The organism is Fusibacter sp. 3D3, from assembly GCF_001748365.1.
GTDB lineage: Bacteria > Bacillota > Clostridia > Peptostreptococcales > Acidaminobacteraceae > Fusibacter_A.
The window spans coordinates 31,626-48,449 of record NZ_BDHH01000005.1; the positions used below are offsets into that span (position 1 = coordinate 31,626).

Here is a 16,824-nt window from a genome sequence, read left to right on the forward strand (position 1 = left end):
TGCCTATAAATTAATAGTCTTCGAAATGGTGGTGAAAAAATGAGAATTGACTTACTTGTTGCTGAAATTGGCAGTACAACCACAGTCATTAACGCTTTTAATGGGATAGACACACCTTTCCCTGAGTTCATCGGACAGGGCCAATCGCCAACGACAGTGCTGGAAGGTGATGTGACCATAGGCCTTCATAAGGCAATTGAGGCTTTGACTCTATCTTTAAAAACGGATCAAGTGGAATACAATAAACTTTTGGCAACCAGTAGTGCTGCAGGTGGGCTTAAAATGACTGTGCATGGTCTTGTTTATGACATGACAGCAAAGGCGGCTAAAGAAGCAGCACTGGGTGCTGGTGCCAATATTCATATGGTTACAGCGGGCAAGCTTAGGCGAACCGATCTTCAGAGAATAAAGGACGTAAAGCCTAATATTATTTTGATTGCAGGAGGCGTAGATTATGGAGAGCGAGATACCGCGATCTATAATGCAGAACTCATAGCCAAAATGGATCTGGATGTGCCTATTCTATATGCTGGAAATATTGAAAATCAAGAAGAAATTAAATTAATTTTTGAAGAAATGGGCAAGCAAAATCAGCTTTATATTGTTGAAAATGTCTATCCCAAAATAGATCAACTGAATGTTGAACCCACAAGACGTGTTCTCCAAGACATCTTTGAAGAACACATTGTACACGCTCCTGGCATGGAACATATCAGAGAGATGGTTTCAGGGTCGATTATTCCCACGCCAGGTGCTGTGATGGAAGCCTCTAAAATGCTAAGAGAAGACATTGGAGACCTCATAACTGTGGATGTAGGGGGTGCAACGACTGATATCCATTCTGTTACAGAAGACAGTGATGAGATATCAAGGATTTTGATTGCACCTGAACCTATGGCAAAAAGAACGGTTGAGGGTGATTTGGGCGTATACATCAACATGACCCATATTGTAGAGATGATTGGCATTGAAAATCTTTCAAAAGAGTTGAATATGGATGAAGAAACCATAAAAATCCTTGTGGCTGAACACGTGCCAATTCCTAAAACGCCAGAACAATTTGCATTTGTTGAAAGGCTTACAAAAGAAGCCATCATAGTATCAGCCAATCGACATGCAGGGGGTTTTAGAACCTTATTTGCGGGCGGCGGTAAAAAAACTTATGCTGAGGGCAAAGATTTAACCAGTGTGAAGTTTATCATAGGCACTGGTGGCGCCTGTACACGATTGCCGAGTCGCATGGCATTACTTGCGGAAATCACCAAAAATGATCTTGGGGATAAACTTTTACCGAAAAAAGAAGCCCAAATCTTAATTGATCATGATTATATTATGGCTTCTCTAGGTGTCCTTTCAAAAGAACATAAGGCATCTGCATTACTGCTATTAAAAAAATCTCTTAGAATAAAGGATGAGGTGTAAAATGTATCCAAGACTTGTTATAAATCGTCAAAAGATAAAAGAAAATACGGCACTTATAGCAGAAAAAGCGTCACAATTAGATATTGATTTATATGCTGTATCCAAAGTGTATTGTGGTATGCCTTCTGTAGCGCAAGCTTCAATAGAAGGTGGTGCAAAGGCAATAGCGGATTCAAGGCTTGAAAACTTTGAAAAAATGATCGATTTGAATTGTGATAAAGTCTTATTGAGATTGCCCATGCAATCTGAGGCAGAGCGTGTGGTTGCGCTATGTGATATCAGTTTGAATTCAGAAATTGAAACCCTAAAAGCACTTGATCATGCAGCTGATAAAGCGACTAAAAAACATCGTGTTATTCTAATGATCGACTTAGGAGATCTGAGAGAGGGCATCTTAAAAGCAGATGTTGATAAAACTGTAAAAGCCATTATGGACATGAAGCATATTACGTTAGAGGGGATTGGCGTCAATTTAACCTGTTATGGTGGTGTAATACCAGGACCCGATAATTTGGGTGATCTCGTGTCTATTGCAGCGCACATTGAAAAAGAGTTTGATCTCGCGTTAAAGGTTATATCTGGTGGCAATTCAAGTAGTCTATTTTTGTTAGATAACGGTGAAATGCCTTCTAAAATCAATAATCTTAGAATTGGTGAAGCGATTGTGCTCGGAAGAGAAACCGCTTATGGGGATATCATTAAAGGGGCTCATGAAGATGCGTTTATTCTTGAAGCTGAAATTATTGAACTCAAAACGAAGGATTCCATTCCAACAGGCAAGATTGGTATGGATGCTTTTGGAAACAAACCGACCTTTGTGGATAAAGGTAAAATGTTGCGTGCAATTGCAGCAATCGGTAGACAAGATGTCAATCCTGAAGGGCTCACCCCTTTGGATGAGCGCATAGAGATTATAGGGGCATCCAGTGACCATATGATTATGGATTTAACCGCTACTGGAGAAACCTATGCTGTGGGACAGGTCGTTCAGTTTAGATTAGACTATGGGGCAATGCTTAAAGCGTGTACTTCTGAATACATTAAGAAGGTCATTTTATAAGCAATTGATGCTTACAATAATATAAATTAATATGCGAAAAAAATCTGTATATCCTCTATATTTAAAGGGCTACAGATTTTTATTCTTTTTTGATTTAAGTCGGATAACTGGTTTGTCATCTCAATTCAGGGTATATGTTTCTTAGAATATCTAGGAGGATACGAGGATGAGTTTATCTAATTGGATCTGGACAGACGACCAACAGCATTTTTTAACAGAAAACTCTATTGTAGCAAGTTTCTTTGAATCTTGTGCTCAACTTAAGATAGCGTTCGCAATACTTACTTCAAATGGAGATTTGCTTGTTCATAATAAAGCCTTTAGTGAGATCATCAATAGAGATTTAGGGTGGAAAGCACTTTTAAAAAAAGAAATCTTCCTGATGAGAAGTATGAAGAAAGAAGTCGCTTTGATTGAACACCAGACAAAAAATGATGAGAAAGAACAGCAATTTGAAATTTTGTTAAAGATGCAACTTGCTGAAGAGCACACCTTGTTCATATGTCAGATCGAAGAAATTACGGAGGCTTATAATTGTGAATCGCTCATTTTAGATATGAATTACCAATTGACGCAAAAGATTAAAGAGATCAATCAAGCCCAAGTCAAAATCTTAAATCAAGAAAAATTAGTGGGTATCGGGCAACTTGCAGCAGGGGTCGCACATGAAATCAATAATCCGCTTGGATTTGTTAAGAGTAATTTTAAAATGTTAGACGATTATTTTAGAGAAATCACGAAATTGCTCATTAGACTTAAAAGTGAATTTAGTGATTTTAAAAAAAACTGTGAAGAAGATGATGTCACGCCATCCGCTAAGCTTTTTTTTGAGGAAATCGAAAATTATATTGAGGCAAGTGATTACAAATATATTTTAGAGGACTATGAGGGCTTATTTCAAGATACGAGTGTTGGTCTTGAACGCGTTGAAAAAATCGTATCCGGTCTTAGAAAGTTTTCTAGAGTGGATCATATGATGTCTTTTACGGAATTTAATATAAATGAAGGTCTTGAAGAGACTTTAATGATCGCAAATAATGAAATTAAATACGATGCAGAAGTCATTAAGGATATGCAGTATGTGCCTTTAACCTATGCAATCGCTGGCGAGATCAATCAAGTGTTGCTCAATATCTTGATCAATGCAGTCCATGCCATTAAAGAAAAGGGCAAAAATTTTAAAGGGCTTATCAAAGTGACGACTCGAAGTGACGAAAAGTATATATATTGTGAAATTATGGATAATGGTATGGGCATAAAAACCAGCGATCAAGAACAAATTTTCATGCCTTTTTTCACCACAAAAGAAGTGGGGCTGGGAACAGGACTAGGCATGAGCATTGCGTATGATATAATAACAAATAAGCATGGTGGTGAGATTAGTTTCATCTCTGAATATGGTCTTGGAACCACATTTAAAATAAAAATACCAATACGTAAAGTGGATGTGGATACAGTTGATGAATTTATGAATATATGACTTGAAAGTGTGGAGGTAAAGGGATGAGAAAAATATTATTCATAGATGATGAAACCAATATTTTAAGGTCTTTAAAAAGACTTTTCAGAAATCTTGAATATGAATGTTATTATGCGGATGGTATCACTGAAGCCATTAATATCTACTTAGAACTGGACTTTATCGACATGTTGGTCACGGACATCAAGATGCCAAATTTCGATGGCATTAGAGTTTTAAAAGTGTTTAAAGAGGCTTCGCCGAGGACAATAAGAGTAGCGCTTAGCGGTTACGCTTCTGTGGATAGCATCACGGAGGCGGTTAGTAAAAACCTTGCAAAGCAATACTTTTATAAACCGTGGAATAATGATGAGATCATTGGCAGTATAAAAAAGATGTTTTCACTAGAAGATGAGTTTGAGCAAGTGAATTTATTTGATAAAGTTCAAAATTTTGAAAATATTAAGACACTTCCAAGACTTTTTGACCGCGTGAATATGTTGATTCAAAAAGACAAGAGTATTGAAGAAATTTGTGGCATAATAGAAGAAGATTTAGCGATTACATCGAATATACTGAGGCTTGCCAATTCAGCATTTTATCAAGCGAAAACAGGCAATTTACAGCAGGCAGTGATGTATATTGGCTTAAATAACTTGAAGCAGATTATTTTATCTTATGAAATTTCACAGATGAAAGAACCTCTGATTAAAAAAGGCGAATCCGTTTGGCAGCATTCGGCGAGGACCAATAATATCTTTCACGATTTGCATGAGAAGTATTACAAAAAGAAAGTACCGCCAATTGTGGGCACAGCTGGCTTGATACATGATATTGGGAAAATCATTATGCTTCAAATATTTGAGGAGGCTTATTCTTCGGAGATATTATCGGCAGATATTAGTGATGATCAAATTATGGCCCAAGAAAAAGTGAATTTTAAGATAGATCATGCCGTTGTGGGCGGTTATTTTTTAAATTGGTGGGCCTTCCCTATAGAATTAATTGAGGTGTGCATGTACCATCATAGACCTTCTGACGAGCATATCATTCATAAGGAATTGGTAGCGTTAGTTACTTTGGCATCCATGATTGAAAAAGGTGAATATGAGATACTGAGATCTAGTTTTCTGGAAGCCCTAGATATATTGAAAATTGATTTAGAGTATTTAAAGCCCATTATTGTTAAATATGAGAATGAATAGCAGGAGGACAAAATGGTAGATTATAGTAAATACAAAGTCCTTATCGTAGATGATGAAGTCGAAATATTGAAGGCGCTTAATAGAGGTCTAAGAACAGAGCCCTATGAAAAGTTCTTTATAGATTCAGGGCAAAAAGCCATTGAGTTATTCGCAAAAGAAGAGATTGCTGTTGTGGTGACGGACATGAGAATGCCAGGGATGAACGGCCTTGAATTACTTCAATTTATCCATAAAATGAGCCCAGATACGGTGAAAATCGTATTGAGCGGTTACACACAGCTCCCGCAAATTTTGGTGACAATCAACAAGGTGGATATCTATAAATTTTTGACGAAACCCTGGGATCTGGATACAGAATTGAAGGTTTACATCAGAGAAGCCATAGAGCTTTATCATGAAAGACACTCTAAAGAAACTAAAGAGCGCTCGCTTGAGAAAAAAAATGAACTCTACCAAAAATTACTTACAGAAGGCTATGAAAAAGTAGACTACTTTTTAAAACTTTATGAAGAAATGATTAAAACCATAAATTATCATCACCTGCTGACTTCTGAGGATGTGAGAAAGCTGTCCAAGGATTTAGACGCCTATATTACCACTGAGGGGGTCACTGATAGCACTAAGCAATATGAAAAAGAACATTTGATTGCCATGCATTTGCAGCACATGAATACAAGAATGAATTTCCTCAATAAAGTCTTTGATTATTCTAAGTTTTCACTACGTGCATTTGATCTGGATGATCTCGCAGAATTTTTCAATAAGAATTACCAGCTTGGTGAGATTATAGAAATTCACAAAGAGAGTCGACGTGACTCATATTATGATAATTTCAAGCAGATCACAGGTGTCATTGGTGAGATCATAGAGAATATCAAGCATAGCGATTCCCAAATGGATCGTTTTGTTCTTAAAGCTGATCTGACAAATGGTAAGCACATTATGGTTTTCAAAATTATATGTGAAGAAACGCAGGGTCTCACTCATTTTGTGAATGAATTCGGAAAATTTGTGAGCATTGTTGTAAAATGCATCGGTGGCGTATCCGAAATGACACTTCGCAATGGCGCTTATCATATCTCCGTGATACTCCTTGTCAAAGAAAAGACAAATGATCTCTTCATGATTAAACCAGAGGTGTCTGAGTGATTCAATGCACATAAAGAAAGCGATACACATAATTTTGAAGGTTATGCGTATCGCTTTATAATGTTTATTTATTTTTAAAGTATTTAAGTTTCTGTCTGCTCAGTGGTGTCTGTATCACCATTTGCCCAATCGTCGAAGCCTTTCATTACAGCGTCATAAGTTTTTTGACTGATTTCTGGCAGTTTGCCACCGAAAAGTTCTTTAACTTCCTCATAACTGGCTTTAAAAGCATCTTTTAACATTTCGATTTTAGAAGGGTCACTGTTACTGATTGCTTTTGCAAAATCTAAGATGCGTTTAGAAGTTTCTTTAACACCCCAAAAACCGTCTTCGGAAATGTTTTCTTTTGCCTTAGCTTTGGTTTCGTCATCGACCTTAACTTGAACTTTTTCACCTTGATCCATTCTTGCCAAAATAACATCTGCATTTAAACCCTGTTTTTCGAGCATATCTCGAACCATGCTTTTAAAAGAATCGCTTTTTAAAGACATTTCATTTTTCATTTCTGCAATTTTTTTAGCATCGAATTTATAAGTCGCCTCAGCTTTAGGTGGGGGAGTGCCAATCTCTAGTGTATCTTCAATATAAAGAGATTGTTCCTTATAAACAGCTTGCTCTGTTTTGGATGAATTAATTTGAGCCTTAGAATCACCTGTTGATGATTTTGAAATAGAAGCACTCGTGCTTTCTATTTTTGAGTATTCGTAAGATTTAACCTGAATATCCATAATTATTCCTCCTTGAAATCATTGGCATCCTTGCAATAGATATATCGGCAATATATAGAAGAACTTTAGAAATTTTGTGCACTGATATTTTGATAATCGAATATATTCATGTTACAATTGGATTAAATGATTGAGATGATTGAAAATTAGGAGAATTCCAGCACTGACTTAGGACGTGATGAGATGATTGAAATTAACGGCAAATACAATAAAGCACTGGTCTTTTGTGACGCAATAGAAGAAGATGCTAAAAGGCAAGTGAAAAGCGTCTGTGATTTGTTCATTTTTAAGGATCAAAAGATACGGATTATGCCAGATTGTCATTCGGGTAAAGGGTGTGTCATAGGCTTTACAGCTCAAGTGCCCAACGAGATTGTACCAAGCCTCATCGGTGTGGATATCGGTTGTGGTATGATGCTTGTTGCTTTAGGGCAAATGGAGATTGACTTTAAACTTTTAGATCAGTACATTAGGGCGCATATTCCAAGTGGATTTGAAATCAACGCACAATTATCAACGACTTTTGAGGACGATTTTAAATTGGAAGTGGAACGACTTTCTAAATTAACCTGTTCGGATGCGCGTAAGCATTTGCTTTCACTAGGCACTTTGGGTGGCGGTAATCACTTTATTGAAATCAATGTCAATTCAGAAGGTGAGAAATATTTAGTGATCCATACAGGTAGCCGAAACTTTGGACACCAAGTAGCCTCCTTTTATCAAAAAAAGGCCATACATTATTGTGAGCATGTTAAAAAGAAACTTAAATCTGAAAAAGATCAGGCTCTAAAACGCATTCGAAAACAAAAGAACAAAGCATTAGAAAAGGCAATTCTTTTAGAATTCGAAAAGAAAATGGAACCGTATCATGTGTCTAATCAGTTGGCTTTTCTGGAAGGACATGATCGAGAGAATTATCTTCAAGATATGAAATTTGCTCAAAAGTACGCTTCTTTAAATCGAAGCATAATCGCTCAAAAGATTTGTGAACATCTGAAGCAGCCTCTAGAAACATTAGTGCACTTTGAAACCGTGCATAACTATATTCATTTTGATGATTTTATGATTCGAAAGGGCGCGGTTAGCGCGCAGAAAGGTGAGCAATTGGTGATCCCTATAAACATGAGAGACGGTTCTATAATTGCAATTGGGAAAGGCAATGCAGACTACAATTATTCCGCACCTCATGGTGCAGGACGGTTACTCAGCAGAAGGATGGCTATTGAAAACTTATCGCTTACAGAGTTTAAAAATGAGATGCAGGGCATTTATAGTAGCAGCATTACAGAGAAAACATTGGATGAAAGTCCGATGGCTTATAAACCGCTGGATCTGATTTTAAAATATATTGAAGATACCGTTGATGTAGTAGAAATCATTAGACCGCTTTATAATTTTAAAGCGTAATTTCAGGAGAGCGCATATGATGTATCAAAAAAAACTTCTTTCAGAGAAAATAGTCGAAAATATAGTGGATTTAATCGTTAAAGGCTTATTTAAGCCAGGAGACAAGATGCCCAATGAGTTACAGTTATCAGAAGAACTCAATATATCAAGAGCGACGTTGAGGGAAGCGATCAAAACACTTGAGAGTCGCAATGTCCTTGAAGTAAAGAGGGGAATTGGGACTTATGTGGCACAAGTACCAGGACTTTCAAAGAATCCACTGGGTTCTGAATTTATAAATTTTTCAGCGAATCCTGCTATTTTATTTTCAACAATACAATTTCAAGCGTATCAAATGATGACACGACTCAAAACGGTTACGCCTCATGATCTTCAAATGATGATCAATCAGTATGGCGTTCAAAATATGGAAAAGGAGACTCTAGTCGCTTATTATGAGTCCATGCTAAAATGCTTAGAGGGTGCCGCCAAATTGTTACAAGATGAACTGAGCTATCGTTTGCTCATCATAATGCAGCAACTCGTGGCAGAATATTTGAACCCCCTTGAGATTGAATTAAACGATGAAATCAGAACTTTCTATCTAGATTGGCAAAATGCTTTTAAAAACAAAGCAATAGAACCGCTTAAAATGACATTTAATGAGATTGTGAAGTGGACTTTGGAGAAGGTGGTTTAAGGATGGATTTATTTGATTTAATGGCAAAGGCAAAACTTGAAAAACAAGCGCCGCTGGCAGAACGGATGAAACCTGAAACGCTGGATGCTTTTTTTGGGCAAGAGAAGATTATTGGTGAAGGGCGACTTCTTTCAAAGCTGATTCAATCGGATCGATTGAGTTCTATACTGCTTTATGGGCCCCCTGGGAGTGGTAAGACTTCGCTTGCAAAAATTATCGCAAAAAAGACGGAATCGGAATTTATCAGCTTAAATGCGGTAACTTCAGGGGTTAAGGACATCAGAGATACGGTGCAGATGGCCAAGGATAATTTATCCCTTTATGGCAAACGGACAATTTTATTTATTGATGAAATTCATAGATTTAACAAAAGCCAGCAGGATGCACTTTTGCCTTTTGTGGAAGATGGTACGGTTATATTGATCGGTGCAACCACTGAAAATCCTTATTTTGAGGTGAACAGTGCTTTGATTTCCAGATCATCTGTTTTTAAACTTGAAAAATTGGACAGTGAGAGTATTTTGAATATCATCAACAAGGCGCTTTCGGATATGGAAAACGGACTTGGGATGTATGACATCGCTATTTCGGATGAAACAAAGCAGTATATAGCAGAGATGGCGGCTGGAGATGCGAGAAGGGCTTTGAATGTTTTGGAGCTTGCGGTATTTTCGCAAGATGATTTGCTCGGAAAAGTCAATATCACACCAGAAGTGATTGAAGAATGTCTTCAAATGAAATATATGGATTATGATAAAAATGGAGACAATCATTATGATATTGTCTCTGCCTTTATTAAGAGTATGCGAGGTTCTGATCCAGATGCGGCACTTTACTATCTGGGCAAGATGATTTACGGGGGGGAGAATCCAAGATTTATTGCAAGGAGAATCGTGATCTGTGCAGCAGAAGATGTGGGAAACGCAGACCCGATGGCGCTTGTGGTGGCCAACAATGCAGCTCAAGCTGTGGACTTTATAGGCATGCCAGAGGGGCGTATTTTACTGGCTCAAGCTGCAACTTATGTGGCGACAGCCCCTAAATCAAACGCAGCATATCTTGGCATAGACGAAGTGCTTGAAGATATCGCCAATCACGATACAGGCAGAATACCTTATTATCTCAAAGACGGAACCTCTTTAAAACTAGAGCGCAACTACAGTGGGGACTCGGCTTATCCAAAATATCAGTATCCACATGCATTTGAAGGTCATTATATCAAACAACAATATTTACCAGATGAGATCAAAGAAAAGCGTTATTATAGACCGACTGATTTGGGACATGAAGCGGTTATTAAGGCATACCTTGAGCGCACTAAGTTTTCAAAATAAAACATTTTATGTATTAAAGCTCAAAAAAAGAGTTGTCGTTTTATGCGACAACTCTTTGCACGATTATTCATTAAAAGTTTCTTTTACTTTGTCATGGATGGCTTCTTGAGCACCTTTAACGGCGTCAACAGCTTTAGATGATATTTCTTCAGCCTTACTTTCTTCACAACAGCATTCATCATCACATTCATCATCCTCACCGCAACAACAGAGATGATCACAGCAGTCTCCAAATGGCAGCTTATCTTTTAATGAGAGAAATGAATGTTTTAAATCGCTAAAGCGCTCTTTTAAAAAATCGGTTTCTTCTGAAAATCTTTCTTTATACTCAATTTTAGCAAGCTTTGGCAAAACATATTTTTTAGCACAATAGCCTGCAACAGCGCCAACAGCAAAGCCCACTATAAGGCTGGCAGTTTGTTTTTGTTCTGATCTAGTAAGCAGATCTTCATAATATTGTCTTTCTTCTTCCATTTTTTTAGCAAATTTAAACATAATATTTACCTCCATTTTTCTACTGTTACCCTAATTATACGCAATCACCACAAAAATGTCTCATGATTTCTGTTAAATATATTATAATGTTAATATAACCCTTGGGAATATGTTCTCCCACTTTTTAAAAAGTGGGAGAACATATTCCTAATTCAGCGGGAGTGAAACTCCCGCTGAATGCAATCCGCAAGGATTGCGCAAGGGTTACGAAGGTAGCGCAGCGGACTGAGTATTGGGAGATACCGACAATCCGCAAGGATTGCGCAAGGGTTACGAAGGTAGCGCAGCGGACTGAGTATTGGGAGATACCGACAATCCGCAAGGATTGCGCAAGGGTTACGAAGGTAGCGCAGCGGACTGAGTATTGGGAGATACCGACAATCCGCAAGGATTGCGCAAGGGTTACGAAGGTAGCGCAGCGGACTGAGTATTGGGAGATACCGACAATCCGCAAGTTAGCTGAAAGAACTAGAAGGGGGACTATGAAATGAACACTCAAAGAAATCAAACAAAACTTTTATCTTCATTAGCAGTATTTCGAGAATTATATAACTCAAAGAAAGATTACTATCAAATAATTGAGACATTCATCAATTATATAATACATGATAAACGTCTACATAATTTCAAATTGATAGAAATTTCAAATTTGTTAAATGAAACATTTGAATTTGAAATACCAGTTGCAATTGTTAATTCAACAATTTCTAAAATGAGTAGTATCCAAAGAATAGATGGAAAATGCTATGTTCAAAATGTGGATGTTAATTTGACAAGTGAGGTAGATGTACAATTTCAGGAAAGCCAAATTGAGACAAATACAATCATTGATGCATTAATAAAGTTTGTAGAAGAGCAAAAAAATATTAAAATAACTGCGAAGAGGAAGCACAATTTACAAGCTTCATTTTGTTCATTTCTACTTAATGAGGTTAATGATAACGAATATAACGAATATGTTTCAGCATTTATAATCAGCAATTCTACAAAACTTGATTTTTCGAGTAATTTGGAAAAAATAAAAGAAGGAGTAATTTTATATAGCGGATTGAAACATGAGAGTGATTATTTTGATGCAAACTGTTGGAAAAATGAGCTTGTGATTTTTTGTGATGTTGAAATATTGTTTCATTTAGCTGGTTATAATGGTGAATTATATAAAATATTTTTAGAAGATTTTCTAAAATTAGTTTCTGAAATAAATGAAAAGGTTGGCGGAACCGCAATAAAATTGAAATATTTTGAAGAAGTAAAAAGAGAAATAGATGGATTTTTTACAAAAGCTAAATATCTACTTGATGGAGATGAGCAGATTGACCCGTCAAATGTTGCCATGAATTCAATTTTAAATGGGTGTGGTATGCCAAGCGATATTCTTGAAAAGAAAACGGATTTTTTTATTACTCTAGAAAAACACAATATTTATGAAGCTGAATATCAAGATTTTTATTGTGAAGAAAATCAAAAATTCAATTTAATTAGTGAGGAATTAATAAGGGAATTATCAACTGATTTTAATGATATTGACAATACGTTAAAAATATTAAATTATATAGCAATATTAAGAAAAAGAAATGGATCGATCAATTTAAGAGAATGTGAATATATTTTTTTAACTGGGACAACAGAAACTCTTAAAATTGCAAAAGATAGAAGAGTTAAAAGTAAAGAAATATATAAATATGCAATTAATTTATTCAGAATAACCGAGGAGTTATGGTATGTATTGAATAAAGGTTTCGGAAATTTGAACTATCCAAAATCTTTTAATGTTATTTCAAAATCACAGACTATCTTATCAACAATTATAAGATGTAAAGTCTCAGATAAGTTTTTTGAGTTAAAGAAAGAAGCAAATTCCGGAAAATTAAGTGAAGAACTTGCAATTGCAAGACTTATTCATCTGAAATCCTATGTTATGAAACCAGAAGAGATCACCAAATCAAGAATTAATGATGCGCTGTCTCTAATTACAGAAGATTCAATTAATAAATTTATTGAGGAAGAGGAAGTTAAACGAAATCGTATTGAAATTTTAAATAAAGAAATAGCGAATATGAAATCAGAAATAAATGAAAAAAGTGATGTAATACAAAAAAGTACTGCCATTCTAAAGAAGCTCCTAAATGAGAAAAAAACAGCTTTAGGCATTGATAAAACTAAACTACGGGATATAAAAAATCGAGTTATAATTTACAAGAAGATTATTAAAATATTAACGATATTTGTTTTGTTTTTTTACTACTTTATAGGGTTTAAAAATCAAATATTGAATGATTCAGGAACTTATAGTTGGAAGTTTTACTTGTTTTTAGGTCTTACACCAATTATTGTTACTTCTCATAATATTCTGTTTAGAAAAGAGTTTAATCCAATTAAATTCTTTAATCAATTTGATGATTTCTTAGAGAAAAGGGTACTAAAAATTCACTCAAAATTAGTAAATAAAATTAGTGTTTTAGAGAAAGAAATTTGTGAAATTGAAACTGATCTTATCAACTCTAGTTCCAACAGCTAACACGCCTATTACCTAAATCACTCTTATGTCACAGCCCTTGTGTGGCAAGTGCTGTGACACTTTTTCCGCTAAGGTGTTAAAAGAGAGTGACTTCGGTAATCGCGGAAACGTTAGACAACATTAATTTATTAGGGGGGCATTATGGTAACTAACATATACATGAAATGTGATGTATGTAATTCAATAGTAGATTTGAAATGGCAAGTTGGACATATTAAACAAGCACCAGTCAGTATTGTATGTCCAGAATGTAAAACCATTTTGAAGTTCGATTTAATTACTGATCAAGAAAATATTACTATTGATATGACTACTAAAAATGCGACTAGGGTTGAAGGAGATGATTATGATTTTATTGCAGAAACTTCATCTGAACTTTTGACATATAAGATTACTAAACAAAGAAATGTTAAACCGGGAATGACTCCTTTTATTAGATCAATTCAATATATTGGACCTGAAAATTATGAGAGTTTTAGAAAATGTTTTTTAAGAGGCATTGAAGTTTATGAAAATGAATTGCATATTTATCAAAGGATTAACGATCTATATTATAACAATAATATTCAATATTTGTCTCAACAATTAAAAGATCGTCTTGATCTTGATTCTAGTTATATTCATACTGATAAGACACTTTTAGAGCATTTATATACTTATAATATAAATATTTATTCTGCTTTTTTAAAAGACAAGACAATTACGAACTATAATAAAGAGAATTTAAGGCTTATGAAGATTTTAAGAATCGAAAAAAAAATCGCGTATAATAAATTTCTAACAGAGCATTGCACGGTTGAAAGGTTAAAAGATTGTGATTTAAGATTGTTCAGAAGTTTAAACTCAATTATAAATAATTATTACTTATTTTTGCCATCGACTCTTTTATGTTACATTAACGAATCATCGCACGATGCTATATATAAAGAATATACTTTGACGACCACTGATTTCACTGATATTAAGAATATTTATTTGACGGTTTACGAAAATTTACTATCTGTATACGATACAATTATATTGCTAAATAATATATTAGAAAGAGATAATTATTGTCAATTTCCAACTGAAATATTAATTAAAAATAAGAGTATTAATACTTTTAATCAGTTTTCACGTCTCTCTAAGGGAGATAAACAGAAATTTTTAGATTTAAATGTAGGATTTGATAGTTTGATGCCAAAGTTTGACAATAAAGTAAGAAATGCAATAGGTCATGAATCATGGAATTACATTCCTTATGAGCATAAAATTGAAATATTTAATACTTCAGGTATTTTAACTGATGAATTATTTTTATTAGAATTTGTTTATGATTGCTGGATGTTGTTTGAAAAAGTAGTGATGGTCTATAAGACAATTCAGGATATTAAGAACCACCGTTTAGATACAATAAATTAACGTCGTCTAACACGTCGATTACAGGAAATCCATCTGATGTCATATTCCTTGCGATGCAAGGACTACGCCACTTTCCCCCTAAGGGTGAAAAGGATGAACTTCGGTAATCGCGGGAACGGATTGCGCAAGGGTTACGAAGAGCGCAGCGGACTGAGTGTACGCTATGAGCGCTAGAATATGGAGGTATAAGAGATGGTTTACATTTTTTTTGCAACAGGATTTGAAGAAGTAGAAGCACTTGCAACGGTGGATGTTTTACGGCGAGCAGATATAGACGTGAAAATGGTTGGCATAAACGGTCGTGAGATCACTGGTGGACACGGCATCACGATTAAAATGGATACTGAGATTGAATTGCTAAATCCAACTGAAAAAGTTGAAATGTTGGTTTTACCAGGTGGTGTTCCTGGCATTGATAATCTCAAAGCAAATCGCGATTTAGAAGCACTTGTCAAAAAAGGATTCGAAGAGCATGTCTATATTGCAGCAATCTGTGCAGCGCCTTCGGTGCTCTATGATTGGGGCCTAATTGACAAAAGAAAAGTGACTGCTTATCCAAACTTTTTGAAGAAACTAGATCAGTGTATTCAGGTAGACGAACCCGTCGTACAAGATGGCAAATTGATCACAGGTAGAGGTGTTGGCGTTGCGCTTGAATTTGCTTTGAAGCTTGTGACCGTGTTAAAAGGCAGTCCAATTGCAGAAGCATTAAGTGAAAAGATGGTCATGCCCACAATGGAAAGCAGGTAAGAGATGTGTACAATCTTATTTGCGCTCAATCAACATCCCAAGTATAAGCTCATTTATCTCGGCAATAGAGATGAATTTACCTCATACGGGGATTGATATTGCTTTAGAACGTAGTCTTTCGTCCATTTTTATAGATTTGGAAACTTATGGGACGCTCTATCAAACCGTTATATTAGTGGATCGGGAAGACCGAGTTACCTATGCTGAGCGCTATTTGGACTCAAATGCCGTGTGGCAAGAGCAGATTATTGAATTTTGAGTCCATTTCAATAATAAAAAATTTTGATTACTTTTCTGAGTTGCGCCAATAAATATCGGCAGAATCCTTATTTTTAGTGCCTCTTGCGATGATTTCATCTTCATTTGCCCCAGTGCCAACAGAAATGACGAGTTCATAATAATCATAAATTTCACCAAGTGAACCAATACCAGGACCTTTAATCTCTGAATAGGATGCGGAAGCGGCACCTGAAAGTGTTTTTATAATGTCAATTGCAATATTTTTACAGCGCTTTTCACTTGTTCCAGCAGTGACGAGAATGCCAATGCCAATCGTTTCGCTTTGAGGTACAATGCTGATATTGGTGACGTCATGATTTTTAAGGCCTTCAATGGATGCGATTTCAATCATGCCCTCTGTAATGGGATACTTTACTTCATCTGAATTTGTTTCGCCAGATTTTGAAGTATCAAATACTTGGTCGGCACCTTCTAGGGCCTGTTTACCTTCTAGGTTGACTTCAATTTCAGTATAGGGATTAGAAAGCCTAAAAAGATATACGCCAGCGACAAAGATGAAAAAGCAAATAAGTATGAATTTGTAGTTGATTTTTAGGGGCTTTTTCTCGGACGCTACAGGTTCTGGATTAAGTTCTTTCATTTTGCGCTCTAAACGCTCTTTTATAGATTCAAAGCGTTCAAGCGTTCCAGAAATTTGATCTGCTTTGATCAATTCAATTGCACGCGTGCAAATAACGAGGGCTTCATCATAGCGGTGTCTTTTTTCTAAAAGCCTGATACCACTTTCATAGGTTTTTGAAATCTTTGGGGTATAATTAGCAAAGATTTCTTGATAAATTCCAAGCGCAATTTCTTCATTAATAAGTTCCATTTTTTGGGCCTTTTGAGTTAAGTTGTAGAGCTCATTCATGCGTTCTGACATTTTAACACCTCATTCTTTATAGCTTTATAACCATTATCGGCACATTTCGATAAAA

The 16,824-nt window shown here is 35.7% G+C and carries 16 protein-coding genes; 13 read left to right on the plus strand and 3 right to left on the minus strand.

Going from position 1 to position 16,824, the window contains the following annotated elements; translation table 11 throughout:
• Positions 1–39: 39 nt before the first annotated feature.
• From F3D3_RS07395 to F3D3_RS07415, 5 genes are all read left to right on the plus strand, one after another.
• On the plus strand, positions 40–1,422 hold the full coding sequence (locus tag F3D3_RS07395) for a GlmL-related ornithine degradation protein (protein ID WP_069872622.1): 1,383 nt from the start codon (positions 40–42) through the stop codon (positions 1,420–1,422).
• 1 nt (position 1,423) lies between these two features.
• Positions 1,424–2,482, plus strand: coding sequence for an ornithine racemase Orr (gene orr / locus F3D3_RS07400; protein WP_069872624.1), 1,059 nt, complete (start codon positions 1,424–1,426; stop codon positions 2,480–2,482).
• Between the two features lie 166 nt (positions 2,483–2,648).
• Positions 2,649–3,962 carry a sensor histidine kinase gene (locus F3D3_RS07405; RefSeq protein WP_084388890.1) on the plus strand — a complete coding sequence of 438 codons (1,314 nt, stop codon included), beginning with the start codon at positions 2,649–2,651 and terminating at the stop codon, positions 3,960–3,962.
• A gap of 23 nt (positions 3,963–3,985) precedes the next feature.
• Positions 3,986–5,146, plus strand: coding sequence for an HDOD domain-containing protein (locus F3D3_RS07410; protein ID WP_069872626.1), 1,161 nt, complete (start codon positions 3,986–3,988; stop codon positions 5,144–5,146).
• A gap of 12 nt (positions 5,147–5,158) precedes the next feature.
• Positions 5,159–6,295, plus strand: a complete 1,137-nt coding sequence (locus F3D3_RS07415; protein WP_069872627.1) for a response regulator — start codon at positions 5,159–5,161, stop codon at positions 6,293–6,295.
• A gap of 83 nt (positions 6,296–6,378) precedes the next feature.
• Here F3D3_RS07415 and F3D3_RS07420 read toward each other — a convergent pair whose 3' ends face one another.
• Positions 6,379–7,023 carry a hypothetical protein gene (locus F3D3_RS07420; RefSeq protein WP_069872629.1) on the minus strand — a complete coding sequence of 215 codons (645 nt, stop codon included), beginning with the start codon at positions 7,021–7,023 and terminating at the stop codon, positions 6,379–6,381.
• 183 nt (positions 7,024–7,206) lie between these two features.
• Between F3D3_RS07420 and F3D3_RS07425 the strand changes: the two genes are divergently transcribed.
• From F3D3_RS07425 to F3D3_RS07435, 3 genes are read left to right on the plus strand one after another with little or no spacing between them, the layout of a single operon-like run.
• Positions 7,207–8,430, plus strand: a complete 1,224-nt coding sequence (locus F3D3_RS07425) for an RtcB family protein (protein ID WP_069872631.1) — start codon at positions 7,207–7,209, stop codon at positions 8,428–8,430.
• A 16-nt stretch (positions 8,431–8,446) separates the two neighbouring features.
• A complete protein-coding gene (locus F3D3_RS07430) occupies positions 8,447–9,109 on the plus strand; it encodes a FadR/GntR family transcriptional regulator (RefSeq protein ID WP_069872632.1) in 663 nt (220 codons plus the stop codon).
• 2 nt (positions 9,110–9,111) lie between these two features.
• Positions 9,112–10,443: a replication-associated recombination protein A gene (locus F3D3_RS07435; RefSeq protein WP_069872634.1), complete on the plus strand. Its 1,332-nt coding sequence runs from the start codon at positions 9,112–9,114 to the stop codon at positions 10,441–10,443.
• A gap of 63 nt (positions 10,444–10,506) precedes the next feature.
• Here the strand turns inward: F3D3_RS07435 and F3D3_RS07440 are convergent, their stop codons facing one another.
• Positions 10,507–10,938, minus strand: a complete 432-nt coding sequence (locus F3D3_RS07440; protein WP_069872635.1) for a hypothetical protein — start codon at positions 10,936–10,938, stop codon at positions 10,507–10,509.
• Between the two features lie 487 nt (positions 10,939–11,425).
• Between F3D3_RS07440 and F3D3_RS07450 the strand changes: the two genes are divergently transcribed.
• From F3D3_RS07450 to F3D3_RS23320, 5 genes are all read left to right on the plus strand, one after another.
• Positions 11,426–13,456: a hypothetical protein gene (locus F3D3_RS07450; RefSeq protein ID WP_069872639.1), complete on the plus strand. Its 2,031-nt coding sequence runs from the start codon at positions 11,426–11,428 to the stop codon at positions 13,454–13,456.
• A 141-nt stretch (positions 13,457–13,597) separates the two neighbouring features.
• The gene (locus F3D3_RS07455; RefSeq protein WP_069872641.1) at positions 13,598–14,857 is read left to right on the plus strand and encodes a hypothetical protein; all 1,260 of its coding nucleotides are present in this window, start codon (positions 13,598–13,600) and stop codon (positions 14,855–14,857) included.
• A gap of 192 nt (positions 14,858–15,049) precedes the next feature.
• Entirely contained in the window at positions 15,050–15,607 is a 558-nt protein-coding gene (locus F3D3_RS07460; RefSeq protein WP_069872643.1) for a DJ-1 family glyoxalase III, read from the plus strand.
• A 3-nt stretch (positions 15,608–15,610) separates the two neighbouring features.
• Positions 15,611–15,703 carry an NRDE family protein gene (locus F3D3_RS25170; RefSeq protein ID WP_084388891.1) on the plus strand — a complete coding sequence of 31 codons (93 nt, stop codon included), beginning with the start codon at positions 15,611–15,613 and terminating at the stop codon, positions 15,701–15,703.
• Positions 15,678–15,866, plus strand: a complete 189-nt coding sequence (locus tag F3D3_RS23320; protein ID WP_084388892.1) for an NRDE family protein — start codon at positions 15,678–15,680, stop codon at positions 15,864–15,866. The genes F3D3_RS25170 and F3D3_RS23320 overlap by 26 nt, the downstream gene beginning before the upstream one ends.
• A 27-nt stretch (positions 15,867–15,893) precedes the next feature.
• Here F3D3_RS23320 and F3D3_RS07465 read toward each other — a convergent pair whose 3' ends face one another.
• A complete protein-coding gene (locus tag F3D3_RS07465) occupies positions 15,894–16,769 on the minus strand; it encodes a hypothetical protein (RefSeq protein ID WP_069872644.1) in 876 nt (291 codons plus the stop codon).
• Positions 16,770–16,824: the final 55 nt, after the last annotated feature.